This is a genomic window from Haloferax sp. S2CR25 (genome assembly GCF_031624535.1).
Classification (GTDB): Archaea; Halobacteriota; Halobacteria; order Halobacteriales; family Haloferacaceae; genus Haloferax; species Haloferax massiliensis.
This window is the reverse complement of record NZ_JAMQOO010000001.1, coordinates 485,044-500,199: the sequence shown is the minus strand read 5'-3', so window position 1 is coordinate 500,199 and position 15,156 is coordinate 485,044. Positions and strand designations below refer to the sequence as shown.

Here is a 15,156-nt window from a genome sequence, read left to right as displayed (position 1 = left end):
CTCACCTCCCGACCGCGGTGTCGCTCGCGCGGTAGATGCGGAGTCGTTTCTCGACGGGGTCGAACTGCTGTCGACACGTCGGCGGGATGGTCTCTGTCATGCCGATGGTGAGGTAGCCGTCCGGCTTCATCGCGGAGCCGAGCGTCTCGAAGACGGCCCGCTTGGACTCGGCGTTGATGTAGATGAACAGGTTCCGGCAGACGACGAGGTCGAACGTCCCCGGCGGCTCCTCGCGGATGAGGTCTCGACGCTCGAAGCTGACCATGTCGGTGACGGCGTCTTTCACCCGGAAGCTGTCGTCGTCGCGGTCGACGAAGCGCTCCCAGCGCCCGATTGGGTCGAGCTGTTCGGCCACGTCGTTCGTCTCGGAGGCGCGGTACTCGCCGGCTCTGGCGGCGCGGAGAATCTCGCGTTTGATGTCCGTACCGACGATTTCGATGCGGCGCTCGTCGACGCGGTCGTCGTCGTGGGCGAGCATCGCCAGCGAGTAGGCCTCGCGGCCGTCAGAGCAGGCGGCGCTCCATACCTTGATGGGGTCGTGGCGGCTCCCCCGAGAGCTCAGGTCGCGGAGCACCTCGCGGAGCGCCTCCCACACCTCGGGGTTCCGGAAGAAGCTCGTCACGTTGACCGACAGCGCGTCCAAAAGCGCCTGCTGTTCGTCCTCGTCGTCGGTGAGGAGGTCGTGGTACGACCCGTAGTCGTCGACGCGTCGCCGCCGCATCCGCGCGGAGATTCGACGGTCGAGGTAGGCGTCGTTGTACGAACTCGTCTGGAACCGCAGCGAGTCTTCGATGTAGTCCAGGAGCCGGCCGAACGCCGGGTCGTCGGTCGACGACGAGGGCATCAGTCCGCGGCCTCCTCGGCGGTGTCCGGGAGTTGGCTCGGGTCGAACTCGCGCATCGCCTGCTCGCCGTCGGCCGGGAGCGCGAGCGTCGAGACGTCCAGAATCGGGATGACGTTCCCGTCGCCGATGACGGCCGTTCCCGACAGCCCGCCGACGCCCGACAGCGGCCCTTGCAGGGGCGTCACGACGACTTCCTCCTGTTTCGTCACGCCGTCGCAGTGGAGCGCGACCTGCCTGTCGTCGGGGCGGATGCGGACCACCATGCCGTCGTCGGGCTCGGGCGAGTCGATTTCGAGCGCCTCGCGGAGCCGAATCAGGGGGAAGATGGTCTCCTCGTGGACGATGACCTCCGCGCCGTTGACCGTCTGGACGCGGTCGCGGCGGCTTATCTCGTCGATGTACTTGATGGGGACGCCGAACTCGCGGTCTTCGACCTGGACGAAAAGCACCTTGATGATGGCGACCGACACCGGCAGGCGGATGTTGAACGTGCTCCCCTCGCCGGGTTCGCTGTCGACCGACACCGAGCCGTCGAGCGACTCGACGGTCGTCTTCACCACGTCCATGCCGACGCCGCGGCCGGAGACGTCCGTGATTTCGTCGTTGGTCGAGAATCCGGGGTGGAAGATGTAGTCGTACACCTCGCTGTCGGGCATCTGGTCCAGTTCCTCGCGGGTCGCCACGCCCTTGTCGACCGCCTTGTCGCGGACGGCGTCGGCGTCGATGCCGCTCCCGTCGTCCTCGACGGTCACGATGACGGTGTCGTGTTGGCGGCGCGCGGAGAGCCGGATGGTCCCCGTGCGGGACTTGCCGTTTTCCTCGCGCACGTCGGGTTCCTCGATACCGTGGTCGACGGCGTTCCGGAGGACGTGCATCAGCGGGTCGGAAATCTCGTCGAGGATGGTGCGGTCGAGTTCGATGTCCGCGCCCTCGACTTTGAACGAGACGCGCTTGTCCTGCTCGCGGGCGAGGTCGCGAACGAGTCGGGGGAACTTGTCGAACACCTTCTTCAGCGGGATGAGCCGCATGTCCATCACGGTGTTCTGGAGGTTCGACGATATCTTGTCCAGTTCGTCGAGCGTGTCGAGCGCGGTCGTCTGCCCCACGTCGATGGCGTTTCTGAGCTTGATGCGGCTCGTCACCAACTGCTCGACGAGCTCGTGGAGTTCGTCGAGCTGGTCGACGTCCACGCGGACGGACTTGACCGCCGAGATGGAGCGGGCCTCCTTTTTCTTCTCTTTACCGGACTCCGGTTCTTCGTCGCTCTCGGTCGGCTCGGCCTCGTCGGCGTCTCCTTCGCTCCCGTCGTCAACGCTGGGAGCGTCGTCGGACGCCGCGTCGCTGTCACTGTCGACAGCGCCGTCAGCGTCAGCGGACTGGCCGGGGCCGTCCGATGCCGGGGCGTCAACCTCCGACTCGGCCGCCGGAGTGTCGCCGGCGTCGGCGGCCTCGTCGCCGGCGGCGAGCGCGTCGGACACGTCGGTCGTCTCGACCGCGGCGACCTTCCAGAGGTCGTCGAGTTCGCTCTCGACGACCGCGGCGTCGCGCTCGGCGACGAACAGGTCGAAGCCGTCGCCGAACTCGCCGTCCTCGATGGCGTCGCGGCTGGGGTTCGCCCCGACGACGTCGAGGTCCTCGGGGATGCTACTGAGGAAGATGCCGGCGTCGACGCCCTTCATCTGGCCCGCGTCGAGTTCGACGTGGGCGTGGGTGAGCGTGGTCGCGTCGAGGGCGTCCGTGTCGACGCAGTCGGCGGCGAGCGTGTCGAGGTCGACCGACTCGCGGTCGGCCTCGTCAGACGCCGCCGTGTTCGAGTTTCCCGCGTCACCGCCGTCCTCGACGGCCGCGCGAATCTCCTCGACCGTGTCGGTCGGGTCGATGGTGGACTCGCCGTTTTCCTCGATATCGTGGAGGATCTCGACGATGAGGTCCATCCCGTCGAAGACGAGGTCCATCCGCTCGGCCGTCACGTCGAGTCGCTCGTGGCGAATCTCGTCGAGGAGGTCCTCGACGGCGTGGGCGACCGTCGCGGCGTTGTCGAAGCCCATCGCGCCGAAGTTGCCCTTCAGCGTGTGGGCCTGCCGGAAGATGTCGTCGATGGCCTCGGTGTCGTCCGGGTTCGACTCCAGCGACAGAAGCGAGTTGTTCAACTGCGTGATGCTCTCTTCGCTCTCGGTGATGAATGCTTGGTAGAGTTCTTCGTCCATGGTCAGGTAGTGAGCCCGCGGAGTGCTTCGTCTGCGATTCGTCCGTCGGCGGAGACGGTGTCGACACAGCCGGCCTCGATAGCCCGCTTCGGCATTCCGAAGATGGCGGAGGTCTCTTCGTCCTGTGCGACCGTGTGGCCGCCAGCCCGCTTGATTCGGGACATGCCCTCGACGCCGTCGCGGCCCATGCCCGTGAGCAGGACGCCGGCCAGCGGCGCGTCGACCGCCTCCGCGGCCGACGCCATCGTGAGGTCGATGGCCGGTTTGACGCCGTGGAGCGGCTCGTCGTCGGAGAGTTCGAGCCGGAGGCGTCCGGCGCGGTCGCCGGTCACGAGGAGGTGCGAGCCGCCCGGAGCGATTCGAATCTGTCCGGGGCCGATTCGCTCGCCGTCTTCGGCCTCGCGGACCTCGTAGTCACAGCGTCCGTCGAGCCGGGCCGCGAACCGCTTCGTGAAGCCGGCCGGCATGTGCTGGACGACCAGCACGCGGAGGCCGGCCTCCGCGGGGAGCGCCGCGAGCACCCGTTCGACGACGTTCGGCCCGCCCGTGGACGCGCCGATAATCAGGGTCGACCCCTCGGTCGGCAGCGATTCGGTCGCCCCGGACGCCGCCGGCGTCGCCCCCGCGGTCGTCGCCGACTTCGACTCCGTCTTCGGCGGGCGGGAGCCCCGGCGCGTCGCCGAGAGGTCGACCGCCGCGGCGGACTGAATCTTCTCGACCAGTTCCCGCTTGACGCGGGGCATCTCGGAGGTGACTTCGCCGCCCGGTTTCGTCACGAAATCGACCGCTCCGCGGTCGAGCGCTTCGAACGTCACGTCGGCGTCCTCCTCGGCGTGCGCCGAGAGCATGAGGACGGGCGTCGGACACTCCTCCATGATGGCCTCGACCGCGTCGAGGCCGTTCATCTCGGGCATCTCGATGTCCATCGTCACCACGTCCGGTCGGTTCGCCTCGACCACCGATACCGCCTCGCGGCCGTCGGCCGCCTCGGCGACGACCTCGACGTCGGCGTCTTCGAGGAGCGTGCGAATCAGCGTCCGCATGAACCGCGAGTCGTCGACGACGACCGCTCGCGTCGAGTCCGCGCCGGCGGCCGAACTCATCGCCCCCACCTCCCGGTGTGGGGACGACGGGCGCGACGGGTCGCCGAGCAGGCCCCCCGTCGAGGGGTCGGTGGATTGTTTCGTGTGCCGTTTCGTAGACCGCTCATCTACCCCGAGGTTCGGAAATCGGGTATATAAACACTCGGCGAGGATAATCACGGCTGATAATCGGGTACGTACCTTTATACGCTGAATCTGACCACTCTGAAGCGATCAGGTGGCGGCGTCCGTCGCCGCCGGGGTTGACCATGCGACAAGATGCAATCACGACCGAGATGAGCGCGGACGAGACCGACGCGGAGGACTCCGCCGAAGAAGTACAGGTGCTGGAATTCCAACTCGGCCCGGAGACGTACTGCGTCGACATCGAGTACGTGAGCGAAATCGTCGACAAGGGCCAGCTCACGGCGGTGCCGAACGCGCCGGACTACGTCGAGGGCGTGATGGACCTCCGCGGCCGGACCACGTCCATCATCAACCCGAAATCGCTCCTCAGCATCGACGCCGAGGGCGAGTCCAAGCGCATCGTCATCTTCGACCCGAACAAGTTCGAAGACGAGGCGGCGACCGGCTGGCTCGTCGACGAGGTGTATCAGGTCGTGCGCGTCTCGATGGACGACGTGGAGGACCCGCCGCTCGAAAAGGACGACTCCATCGAGGGCGTCATCAAGCGCGACGGCGACCTCGTCGTCTGGATTTCGCCGGTGCACGCCATCGAGTAAGGCGGTTCGACGACCGGCCCCGCTTTCGTTTTCGAGAACCTAATCGGCGAGCGACTGCTCTCCCGCCGCGACGCCCCGCCCGCCGCTGAGCAACACGACGACGAGCGCGCAGCCCACGACGACGCCCGCGAGACCGAACGCGGCGACGTAGCCGGCGGCGTCGGCGACGAAGCCGCCGAGCGCAGAGCCGACCCCGCCGCCGAGGCTCGAAAGCGCCGTGTACGCGCCGAGGGCCTCCCCGCGAATCCGGTCGGGCGCGAGCCGCGTCACCAGCCCCGTCGCCGTCACCGCGATGACCGCCCACGTGACGCCGATGACGAGGAACGTCGCGCCGAGCGCCACGAGACCGGCGAGCGCGGCGACCTGCGTGCCGACGACGGCGACCGCCGGGAAGGCGAGGCCGCGGGTCGCCAGCGCGCCGGCTTGGAGCCGCCGGGGGTCGTGTCGCGCCGCGAACGCGCCGACCTTCGCGTAGCTCACCGCCGACCCGAGACTCGAAAGCACGAACAGGGCAAACACCTCGTCGGCGGTCCGCCCGGAGCCGACGAGGTACGCGGGCAGGGGCCCGAAGAAGACCGAGAAGCCGACGAAAAACAGCGTCGCGGCCGCGAGGTACCGGAGGAGTTCGGGGCTCATCCGCTCGCGGAGGTCGTCGATATCGAGGCTGTGGAGCGCCCAGTAGAGCCGCGAGGGGCCGTACGGGACCGCGCGGACCGAGCGCCCGACGAGGCCGCTCTGCCGGCGGATACCGGCCGAGACGCGGGCGAACCGCCGCGCCGACAGCGTCGAGCGCTCGGGGTACCAGACGCGGACGAGGACGGCACCGAGGGCGGCGGCGACCGCGGCCGCGACGAGGAACCGCCGCTGGACGGCGAGCGCGTCGAGGCCGAACAGCCGCGGGGCCAGCGCCGACCAGACCGCGCCGACGACGAGGCCGCCGAGCCAGCCGTAGCCCTGATAGTGGTTGAGGACGCCGAAGCGGCGGTCCCACTCCTTCGAGGGGACGCCCTCGACGACGATGAGGTTCAACACCGGCGCGGCCGCGGCGACGACGAACCACAGGAGAGCGTTGGCGACGAGGACCGCGGCCGGCGACGACACGGCCGCGGTGAGAGAGAGCGCGCCGGCGGTCGCCGCGAGCGCGACGAGGATGAACGGCCGTCTGCGCTTCGCGCGGGCCGCCAGCCGACCCCAGAGCACCGCCCCCGGCGCGCCGGCGAAGGCCGCGGTTGCCGCGATGAGACCGACGAACAGCGCGTTCGCCCCCAGTTCGATGGCGTACAGCGGGACGACGAGCGACGACGCGCCCACCGCGGCGTAGCCCAGCGCCCAGCCGAACAGCCATCGGTCGCGATTCCCCGCGTTCGAACGCCCGTGTCGGTCGGTCACGTGTCACGAATGAAACCGGTGAAACAAAGTCGTTGCTCCCCGAACGCGCGCGAAAAGCAGGACATATATAGTCTGAACAAAATCCTCGGACAACCATGCTCGGGAGCGCACCACCGCATACGGGGGGATGGTCGTGACGGACGACTCCTCTCCCTCCTCGTTCGTGCAGTACGGTATCGACGACAAACCACCTCTTCCGACCGCTCTCCTTCTCGGCGCCCAACACTATCTCACGATGGTGGGCGCGAACATCGCCGTCCCCCTCATCCTCGCCGGAGCCCTCGGCATGCCAGCCGACGTGGTGCCGCGGTTCGTCGGGACGTTCTTCGTCGTCTCCGGCATCGCGACGCTGATGCAGACGACGTTCGGGAACCGCTACCCAATCGTGCAGGGCGCGCCGTTCTCGATGCTCGCGCCCGCGCTCGCCGTCATCGGCGTGGCGACGGCGGCCGACCAGTCGGGCGTCGCGTGGCAGAGCGCGCTCTTACAACTGCAGGGCGCGATTATCGTCGCGGCAATCGTCGAGGTGTTCGTCGGCTACTTCGGCCTGCTCGGACGCCTCCGGAAGTTCATCTCGCCGGTCGTCATCGCGCCGACCATCGCGCTCATCGGGCTGTCGCTTTTCAACGCCCCGCAGGTCGCGTCCGCCACGAACAACTGGTGGCTCCTCGGCCTGACGCTCGCGCTCATCGTCCTGTTCTCGCAGTACCTCGACACCGCGCACCCGGCGTTCAAGCTGTTCCCGGTGCTGCTCGGCGTCATCGTCTCGTACGTCGTCGCCGCCGGCCTCTCGGTCGCGGGGGTCATCGCCCCCGGCGCGGCGGGCTACGTGAACCTCCAGACGGTCATCGAGGCCCCGGCGCTCATGCCCATCTACCCCCTGCAGTGGGGCTTCGCGGGCGGCGCGGGGACGACGGCCGTTTCGCTCCCCGTCGTGGGGTCGGTCGCGTTCGGCATCCCGCAGTTCACGACCTCCTTCATCATCGGGATGCTCGCGGGCGTCGCGGCCTCGATGGTCGAATCGTTCGGCGACTACCACGCCGTCGCCCGGCTCTCGGGCGTCGGCGCGCCCTCCGAGCGCCGCATCAACCACGGCATCGGTATGGAGGGCGTGATGAACGTCTTCTCGGCCGTCATGGGCGGTAGCGGCTCGACCTCCTACTCCGAGAACATCGGCGCGATCGGCCTCACGGGCGTGGCCTCCCGCTACGTCGTCCAAATCGGTGCCGCCGTGATGCTCGTCATGGGCTTCGTCGGCTACTTCGGCCAGCTCATCGCGACGATTCCCGACCCCATCGTCGGCGGCCTCTACGTCGCCATGTTCGGCCAAATCGTCGCCGTCGGCCTCTCGAACCTGAAGTACGTCGACCTCGACTCCTCCCGGAACGTGTTCATCGTCGGCGTCGCCATGTTCGCCGGCCTCGCCGTCCCCGCCTACATGGGGAACGTCGGGAGCGCGGCGGCGTTCCGCGAGGGGATGCGGCAGGTCGCGCTCGTCGGCCCCGTCCTCGGGACGCAACTCGTCGCCGACACCGTCTTCGTCATCGGCTCGACCGGCATGGCCGTCGGCGGCCTCATCGCGTTCTTCTTCGACAACACCATCGCGGGCACCCGCGCCGAGCGCGGCCTCGAAGAGTGGGAAGACACCGTCGAAGACGACAGCGACTTCGAGTCGGCGCTGGACCGCTTCCGCGGCGACGAGTCGGCGACGGCCGACTGAGCCGACCGACGCGCAAACTTTTCGGGGCGCCTAAAAATCGATGCGTTTTTCTATAGTTAGGCGTGCCTAAAACTATGAACTACAGCAGACGGCGTCTCTTGCAGACGACGGGACTCGCAGTCGCGACCGCCGGGCTCGCGGGCTGTAACGGCCAATCGACCGATGACACGACCGCCGCTGAGACCGAATCGGAAACGGAAACCGCGGCGGAAACGGCCACCGAGGAAGCCGAGTCGTCGGTGAGCGTCGACGCCACGGTCGCCGTCGCGGCCGAGTGGAACGCGATGCGCGCCCGGCTCTCCGACACCGTCGCGCTGGCCGCCGCGGGGCGACTGGGCACCGCCGCCCGCGTCGCCGGCGACGTGTTCGCCCGCTTCGAGCGGTCTTCGGGCGAGTGGGGCGCACACGAGCAGTTGGAGGCGACGAACGAGCGGAACTACGAGACGTTCGAATCGCACCTCGGCGGCGCGAGAGAGGCGTACGCCGCCGGCGACGCCGGGCGGGGTTCGGACCTCGCGGTGCAGGCGGCCGACAACCTGCTGGCGGCCCAGCGCGGCCGCGTCGACGCCGCCGTGGTCGACGCGCTGGACGTCCTGCTGTTCGGCGCTCGCGTCCGCGACGCCGGCCTGCTCGCCGCGGCCGGCGAGGTCGACGCCGCGGCGGAACTGGCGTCCGCGGTCTACGAGGACTTCGAGGACGCGCCCGCCCACTCGGCGCTTGAGTCCGCCTCCGGGGAACTGTACGAGACCTTCGAGGCGGCCGTCGAGGGCGCGGCCGACGCCGGCGACGCCGAGACGCTCGCCGCCTCGGCCCGGACCGCCGCCCACGCGACGGTCGACGCGAGCTACGAACTCGCCCCCGAGACGGTCGCGGGCGCGGGACACCTCGCGCTCATGCAGGCGGTCGGCTTCGACGCCGAGGTGCTGGCCGGGCTCGGCGGTCCCGGCGACGAGTTCGCCCACGCGGCCGCGCTGTCGCTCTACCGCGCCCGCGCCGCCGACGTGCCCCGACTGGTCGCCGCGGGCGAGGCCGACTTCGCCGCGACGGTGGCGAGCGACGTGTTCGCCCACTTCGAGGGCGCGCGGGCCCACGAGGCCTTAGAGGAGGCCGACCACGACGCCTACGAGGGCTTCGAGGGCGGGCTGGAGTCGCTGACCGAGGCCGCCGAGTCGGGCGACGCCGCGGCGGCCGAGGAGGCGGTGGCGACGGTCGACGAGAACCTGCTCGCGGGAATCTCGGCGCTCGTCGGCGGCGAGGCCGCGACGGTGCTCGAAGCGGCGTTCTTCCGCGCTCGCCTCGGCGACGCCCGCGAACTGGTCGCCGTCGGCGAGACGGACCGCGCCGCCGCGGTCGGCGAATCCCTCTTCGCCCGGTTCGAGGAGAACGAGGCGAACCTCCACGAGTCGGTCGAAGAGGAGTCCGAGGAGCTCTACCACCGCTTCGAAGAGGAGCACCTCGCGGGGCTCGTCGAGGACGCGGCCGCCGGGAACGCCGACGCCGCCGCGGCCCACGCCGAGGGCGCGATGGACGCGCTGTTCGAGTTCGAGGCGGCCGTCGGCGCGACCGCCGAGGTGTCGGCCGCCGAGGCCGCGTTCTTCGGTGCTCGCGGGTTCGACGCCGCGGCGCTCGCGCAGGTCGGCGCGTCGGCCCGCGCCGGCGCGGTCGTCCAGTCCACCTTCGCCTTCTTCGAGGCCGGCGCGGGCGGCTACCACGAGACCTTGGAGGAAGCAAACCACGACCTCTACGAGTCGTTCGAGGGCGCGCTCGGCTCGGTCCGAACCGCGGCCGAGGAGGGCGGCGACGCCTACGGCGCGGCCAAGACCTACGGTCAGAAGGCGGTCGATTCGATGTACGCCGTCGTCGCCACCGCGGCCGCGGACGCCGGCCTCGGAGCCGCCGCGTCCGAGCGTATGAGCGGCGTCTTCCAGACGTTCGAGGAGGCCCGCGTCCACGAGGCATTAGAGGAGGCCGACCACGACGCCTACGAGGGATTCGAGGCGGCCCTGTCGGACTACGTCGCCGCGCTGGAGGACGGAAGCGAGGTCGACGCCGCCGCGGAGGCGTACGCGACGGCGACCGCCCGCGCCCAGTTCGCAGTCGTCGGCGAAGTCGGGAAGGCCCCCGCGGCCGGGAGTGCCGATGAAAGCGGCTCCGCGGACACGTCACTCACCGGCGGTCTGAACGTCGTCGAGGGCGTTCCCGAGGACGCCGACCACGCGGTGAAGATGAGCGCCGTCGCGTTCGAACCGGCGGAGCTGACCGTCTCCGTCGGCGACACGGTCGCCTTCGAGCACGCCGCCGGCGAGGCGCACTCGGTCACGGCCTACGGCGACGACCTCCCCGAGGGCGCGGCGTACTGGGCCTCCGGCGGCTTCGAGTCCCAAGAGGCGGCCGAGACCGGATGGGGCGAGGGGAAGGGCGCGGTCCAGTCGGGCCAGTCCTACGTCCACACCTTCGAGACGGCCGGCGAGCACGCGTACTTCTGCGTGCCCCACGAGGCCGCGGGCATGACCGGAACCGTCGTCGTCGAGGAGTAACTCAGCTCTCGTCGCGCCCGGTCCGCCCGAGCGCGACGAGCACGAGGTAGCCGACGAACCCGGCGGCGAACAGCAAGACGGGAATCGCGAAGGGGCCGAACGTCTCGATGAGCCCGTCCACGGGACCGAGTTGAAGCATACCCGAGCCACGGCCGCGCCGCGGATAACGTTCCCGGCGAGCGGTCCCGTCGGTCGTCGCGGGCGCTCGTTCAGGGCGACGCCGGGCGCTCACTCGTCGTAGGCGCTGTCGTCCACGTCCGGGTCTGCCGCGTCCGCGTCCGCGACGTCGTCGGTCACCGTCCCGCCGGCCGCGTCGCGGGTGCGAGCCGGTCGCCGGACCCCGCCGTTCGAGAGTCCGGCCGCGGGCGACTGCCGGGTCGCCTCGGCGTCAGCCGAGTGGACGTGGACGTCCCGCTGGGGGAACGGAATCCCGATGCCGGCGTCGTTCAGGCGCTTGTATATCTCGCGGTTGAGGTTGTGCGTCGCCTTCCCGCGCTTGAGCGGGCTGTTGACCCAACAGACGAGTTCGTACTCCAGCGCGTCGGGGCCGAACCGGCGGAGCCGCGGCCGCGGCCGGGGGGTGTCGAGGACCAGCGGCTCGTCAAGGGCGATGTCGGTCAGGAGTTCCTCGAACTCGTCCACGTCGGTGCCGTAGGCGACGCCGACCGGGACCTTCAGCCGGCGGCGGCGGTTCGGCGCGGACTCGTTGATGATTTTGGCGGCGTTGAGCACCGAGTTCGGCACCGTCACGAGCAGTTCGTCGCGGGTGAGAAGCGTGGTCGAGCGGATGCCGACCTTGACGACGGTGCCCGCCTCGCCGGAGTCGAGGACGACGTAGTCGCCGATTTTGTAGGTGTCGTCGAAGTACAGCGCGATGCCGCCGAAGAAGTTGGCGACGGTGTCTTTGGCGGCGAAGCCGACGGCGATGCCGGCGATGCCCGCGCCGGCGAAAAGCGGCGTGATTTCGATGCCCCAGATGTACAGCAGCGCGCCGATGGTGCCGACCGAGACCACGATGGTCCAGACGTTCGAGAAGACGGGCGCGAAGTCGTAGCGACTGCCCTTGTCCTTGACCGCGTCGACGAGGCGGTTGACGAGGCGGTTGAGCGCCCACGCCCAGACGACGATGCCGACGGATAGCGACGGCAGGCCGAAGAAGTCGTTGAGGACGCCCTCCTCGACGACGAGCGCCTCGGCGACCGCCGGGGCTCTGGAGAACAGGAAGACGCCGGCCAGCGAGACGGTGACGACGATTGGCCACCGAAGCTCTTGGACGACGATGTTGTCCAGAGAGGTCTCGGTTCGGCTGGTGTACCGAAACAGGAGGCGGATGACCACCTTCTCCATGACGAACGCGCCGCCGACGGAGATGAGAAGCACGAGGGCCGTCACCTCAAGCGCCGACAGGCCCGAGAGGAACGACGAGAGGTGTTGGCTCATGCCGCGGAAATCGCGGCCACCGGGGATAACGATTGCTCCGCTGACGGTCGCGGAGGCCGAAAGGTTTTGTTCGCCGGGGGCGCGAGGGCACACCAGATGTACCGATTCGGTCACTGGGGCGTCTCGCTCCTCGTGTTCGCCCCGCTCGGCTTCGCGCTCGTGCAGGCCGGCCGCCCGGAACTCGCCTTCGCCGCCGGCGCGGCGATGTGCTGGCTGGCGATGCTCCCCGACTACGACATGCGCGTCCCCGGCATCTCCCACCGCGGGCCGACCCACACCGTCCTCTTCGCCGCCCTCGTCGGCGGCGTCGGCGGCGGCGGCGCGTACCTCCTCGCCAGCAACGCGGGCCAACCCGAGACCGTGGCGACGACGTTCGGCGCGTTCGGCTTCGCCGTGGGCGCGCTGACCATCATCGCGCACCTCTTGGCCGACGCGCTCACGCCGGCCGGCATCCGCCCCTTGTGGCCGCTTTCGTCCCGGAAGTTCACGCTCTCGCTTTGGACCGCGGACAACACCGTCGCCAACTACGGCCTGTTCGCCGTCGGCGTGTTCGCCGTGGCCGCGGCGGCGTACCTCTCGGTCGCGCTCTGAGCCCCGGCACTCGGAACGGCGAGCGCCCCTCGAACCTGAGGAATCGTTAAGGTCTACCCGAGAGACCGGGGACGCATGGACGACGACGCCATGCGCCGCTTCCCGGTGCCCGACCGCGACGACCTCCCGGACGACCTGCGCGAGCGCATCGACGACGAGACCGAGCGCGCCGGCTTCACGCCGAACGTCTTCGCCGCGTTCGCGTACAAGCCCTCGCACTTCCGGCCCTTTTTCGAGTACCACGACGCCCTCGTCGAGGACACCGACCTCGAACGCCACGAGGTCGAGATGATAATCGTGGCCGTCTCCGGCGTCAACCACTGTTACTACTGCAACGTCGCCCACGGCGCGCTGGTCCGCATCTACGCGAAAGACCCGCTGCTCGCGGACCAACTGGTCGCCAACTACCGCACCGCCGACATCCCCGAGAAGCACAAGACGATGCTCGACGTGGCGGTGAAACTCACCGAGTCGCCCGTCGAGGTCGGCGAGGACGACCTGCAGCGACTCCGCGACGCCGGCTTCTCCGAGGAGGCGGTCTGGGACATCGGCGCGGTCACGGCCTTCTTCAACCTCAGCAACCGCATGGCGATGTTCGCCGACATGCGGCCGAACGAGGAGTTCCACACGCTCGGCCGAGAGCCGCGCGACGACTGACTCGGAGGGTAGTAAACAGTACCACGGTCTGTGGTAGCAATCGGCGGAATCCTTATGGCCGATAGCGGTGCATTTCGACACGCAATGGCGAAAGGTAAGGTTGCATTCTTCAAGTCCTCCGGCGGCTACGGCTTCATCGAGACCGAAGACCACGACGACGACGTGTTCTTCCACATGGAGGACATCGGCGGCCCCGACCTCGAAGAGGGTCAGGAAGTGGAGTTCGACATCGAGCAGGCCGACAAGGGCCCGCGAGCGGTCAACGTCACGCGACTCTGAGTCCGGCGCGTTCCGCCCGACGACGACTCGACAGCGAACAGAGTTCTGCATTTTCACCCCGCCAGCCGCGGCGTTCGCGGTTCGCGGTCGCCGGCCTCGGTCGGGTCGTGGTCGCTCGTCGTCGCTCCGGTCGCTCGCCTCAGAGCGTTCCCGCTCGGCCCATCCGCCGAATCTCGTCGGCCCGCGCCCGGATGGCGTCCCACTCCTCGTCGTCCTTCCGGTCGACGTGGGAGTACATGAGTCCCATCCGACCCGTCCCCCGGAGGCGCTCTTCGTTCTCCTTCAGGAAGTCCCAGTAGAGCGCGTTGAACGGGCAGGCGTTCTCGCCGGTCGTCTTCGACACCGCGTAGGGACACGACGAGCAGTAGTCGGACATCTCGTTGACGTAGTTCCCCGACGAGGCGTAGGGCTTCGACGAGAGCACGTCGGTGCCGAACGAGCCCATGGCGACCACGTTCGGCGTCGTCACCCAGTGGTACGCGTCGACGAAGCCGAGGTGGAACCAGCGGTCGAGTTCCGCCGGGTCGACCCCGTAGACGAGCGCGAAGTTCGAAAGCACCATCAGGCGCTCGATGTGGTGGGCGTAGCCGCGGTCGCGGACGTGACCCACGGCCTCCGAGAGACAGCGCATGTCCGTCTCGCCGGTCCAGTACGCCTCCGGGAGCGATTCGGTCTGGTCGAGTTGGTTCGCCGCGGCCAGTTCGGGCATCGACCGCCGGTAGACGTGCCGCACGAACTCCCGCCAGCCGAGGACCTGCCGGACGAACCCCTCGGCGCTGTTGAGCGGGGCGTCGCCCGTCTCGTAAGCTTCCTCGACCGCTTCGACCGCCTCGCGCGGGTGGAGCAGGCCGAGGTTGATGGCCGCCGACAGCAGGGAGTGACAGAGCGCCCACTCGCCGTCGACCATCGCGTCCTGATACGGGCCGAACTCGGGAAGGCGGACCTCGACGAAGTGCGACAGCGCCTGTCTCGCCTCCGCGCGCGTCACCGGCCAGCCGAACGGCTCGGGCGACCCCCACGCGTCGGGGTAGCGCTCGCGGACGAACGCGATGACCTCGCGCGTCGTCTCGTCGGGTTCGAATCGCGGGGCCTCGGGCGGCGTCCACCCCTCCGGCGGCGTCTCGCGGTTCCGGTCGTCGTAGTTCCACTCGCCGCCGGCGGGGTCGTCGCCGTCCATCAGGACGCCCGTCTCCCGGCGGACGTGCCGGTACCAGCGTTCCTGTCGGTAGCTGTCGGCGTCACCGGCCCAGTCGTCGAAGTCGGCGGGCGTCGTGAGAAACAGGTCGTTCTCGACGAGCGTGAGCGACCCGCCGCGGGCGGAAACGAGTTCCCGAAGCCGCTCGCCCGCGCCGTGGCTCGGCGGGTCCATCACGACGAGGTCGTCGCCGGCCGCGGCGTCGAAGTAGCGGTCGAGCCCCTCGCCGAACGTCTCGGCTTCGACGTACGTCACCTCGTAGCCGCGGTCGCGGAGGTCGTCGCGGAAGTGCCGCATCGCCGAGAAGACGAGCGCGAGCTTCTGGGGGTGGTACCGAAGTCGGTCGCCGAAGGCGTGCGCCTCTATCATCAGCACGCGGTCGTCGGACTGGAGCGGCGCGGCCGACGGGTCGAGTTGGTCGCCGAGGACCCAGACGGTCATAGGCGTCCCTTCGGCGGCGGCAAAAAGAGCG

Annotated in this window: 13 protein-coding genes; 6 read left to right on the top strand and 7 right to left on the bottom strand. The window is 69.3% G+C overall.

Annotation, left to right across the window (positions count from 1 at the left end; translation table 11 throughout):
* Window position 1 precedes the first annotated feature (1 nt).
* From NDI65_RS02595 to NDI65_RS02585, 3 genes are read right to left on the bottom strand one after another with little or no spacing between them, the layout of a single operon-like run.
* Window positions 2–844 (bottom strand): protein-glutamate O-methyltransferase CheR, encoded by an 843-nt coding sequence (locus NDI65_RS02595; protein ID WP_089778295.1) that lies wholly within the window; start codon window positions 842–844, stop codon window positions 2–4.
* Window positions 844–3,051 (bottom strand): chemotaxis protein CheA, encoded by a 2,208-nt coding sequence (locus NDI65_RS02590; protein ID WP_089778294.1) that lies wholly within the window; start codon window positions 3,049–3,051, stop codon window positions 844–846. Before NDI65_RS02590 ends, NDI65_RS02595 begins: the two co-directional genes overlap by 1 nt.
* Window positions 3,052–3,053: 2 nt before the next feature.
* Entirely contained in the window at window positions 3,054–4,154 is a 1,101-nt protein-coding gene (locus NDI65_RS02585; protein ID WP_193310932.1) for a chemotaxis response regulator protein-glutamate methylesterase, read from the bottom strand.
* 275 nt (window positions 4,155–4,429) lie between these two features.
* Between NDI65_RS02585 and NDI65_RS02580 the strand changes: the two genes are divergently transcribed.
* Window positions 4,430–4,876 (top strand): chemotaxis protein CheW, encoded by a 447-nt coding sequence (locus tag NDI65_RS02580; protein ID WP_193310948.1) that lies wholly within the window; start codon window positions 4,430–4,432, stop codon window positions 4,874–4,876.
* A 39-nt stretch (window positions 4,877–4,915) separates the two neighbouring features.
* On the opposite strand, the gene NDI65_RS02575 is transcribed toward NDI65_RS02580, so the two are convergent.
* Window positions 4,916–6,265: an MFS transporter gene (locus NDI65_RS02575; RefSeq protein WP_089778288.1), complete on the bottom strand. Its 1,350-nt coding sequence runs from the start codon at window positions 6,263–6,265 to the stop codon at window positions 4,916–4,918.
* A gap of 127 nt (window positions 6,266–6,392) precedes the next feature.
* Here NDI65_RS02575 and NDI65_RS02570 point away from each other — a divergent pair, with 127 nt between their 5' ends.
* Window positions 6,393–7,985 (top strand): solute carrier family 23 protein, encoded by a 1,593-nt coding sequence (locus tag NDI65_RS02570; protein ID WP_089778286.1) that lies wholly within the window; start codon window positions 6,393–6,395, stop codon window positions 7,983–7,985.
* 74 nt (window positions 7,986–8,059) lie between these two features.
* Window positions 8,060–10,522 carry a DUF5059 domain-containing protein gene (locus NDI65_RS02565; RefSeq protein ID WP_310893386.1) on the top strand — a complete coding sequence of 821 codons (2,463 nt, stop codon included), beginning with the start codon at window positions 8,060–8,062 and terminating at the stop codon, window positions 10,520–10,522.
* A 1-nt stretch (window position 10,523) separates the two neighbouring features.
* Here the strand turns inward: NDI65_RS02565 and NDI65_RS02560 are convergent, their stop codons facing one another.
* On the bottom strand, window positions 10,524–10,661 hold the full coding sequence (locus NDI65_RS02560; RefSeq protein WP_167344120.1) for a hypothetical protein: 138 nt from the start codon (window positions 10,659–10,661) through the stop codon (window positions 10,524–10,526).
* An 89-nt stretch (window positions 10,662–10,750) separates the two neighbouring features.
* The gene (locus tag NDI65_RS02555) at window positions 10,751–11,962 is read right to left on the bottom strand and encodes a mechanosensitive ion channel family protein (RefSeq protein WP_089778284.1); all 1,212 of its coding nucleotides are present in this window, start codon (window positions 11,960–11,962) and stop codon (window positions 10,751–10,753) included.
* Between the two features lie 96 nt (window positions 11,963–12,058).
* Between NDI65_RS02555 and NDI65_RS02550 the strand changes: the two genes are divergently transcribed.
* The 3 genes from NDI65_RS02550 to NDI65_RS02540 all read left to right on the top strand — a co-directional run bounded on the left by NDI65_RS02550 (window position 12,059) and on the right by NDI65_RS02540 (window position 13,489).
* Entirely contained in the window at window positions 12,059–12,553 is a 495-nt protein-coding gene (locus tag NDI65_RS02550) for a metal-dependent hydrolase (RefSeq protein ID WP_089778282.1), read from the top strand.
* A 75-nt stretch (window positions 12,554–12,628) separates the two neighbouring features.
* Entirely contained in the window at window positions 12,629–13,210 is a 582-nt protein-coding gene (locus tag NDI65_RS02545) for a peroxidase-related enzyme (protein WP_050458946.1), read from the top strand.
* Between the two features lie 84 nt (window positions 13,211–13,294).
* Window positions 13,295–13,489: a cold shock domain-containing protein gene (locus tag NDI65_RS02540; RefSeq protein WP_004967996.1), complete on the top strand. Its 195-nt coding sequence runs from the start codon at window positions 13,295–13,297 to the stop codon at window positions 13,487–13,489.
* 139 nt (window positions 13,490–13,628) lie between these two features.
* Here NDI65_RS02540 and NDI65_RS02535 read toward each other — a convergent pair whose 3' ends face one another.
* A complete protein-coding gene (locus NDI65_RS02535; RefSeq protein WP_089778280.1) occupies window positions 13,629–15,125 on the bottom strand; it encodes a cryptochrome/photolyase family protein in 1,497 nt (498 codons plus the stop codon).
* Between the last annotated feature and the right edge of the window lie 31 nt (window positions 15,126–15,156).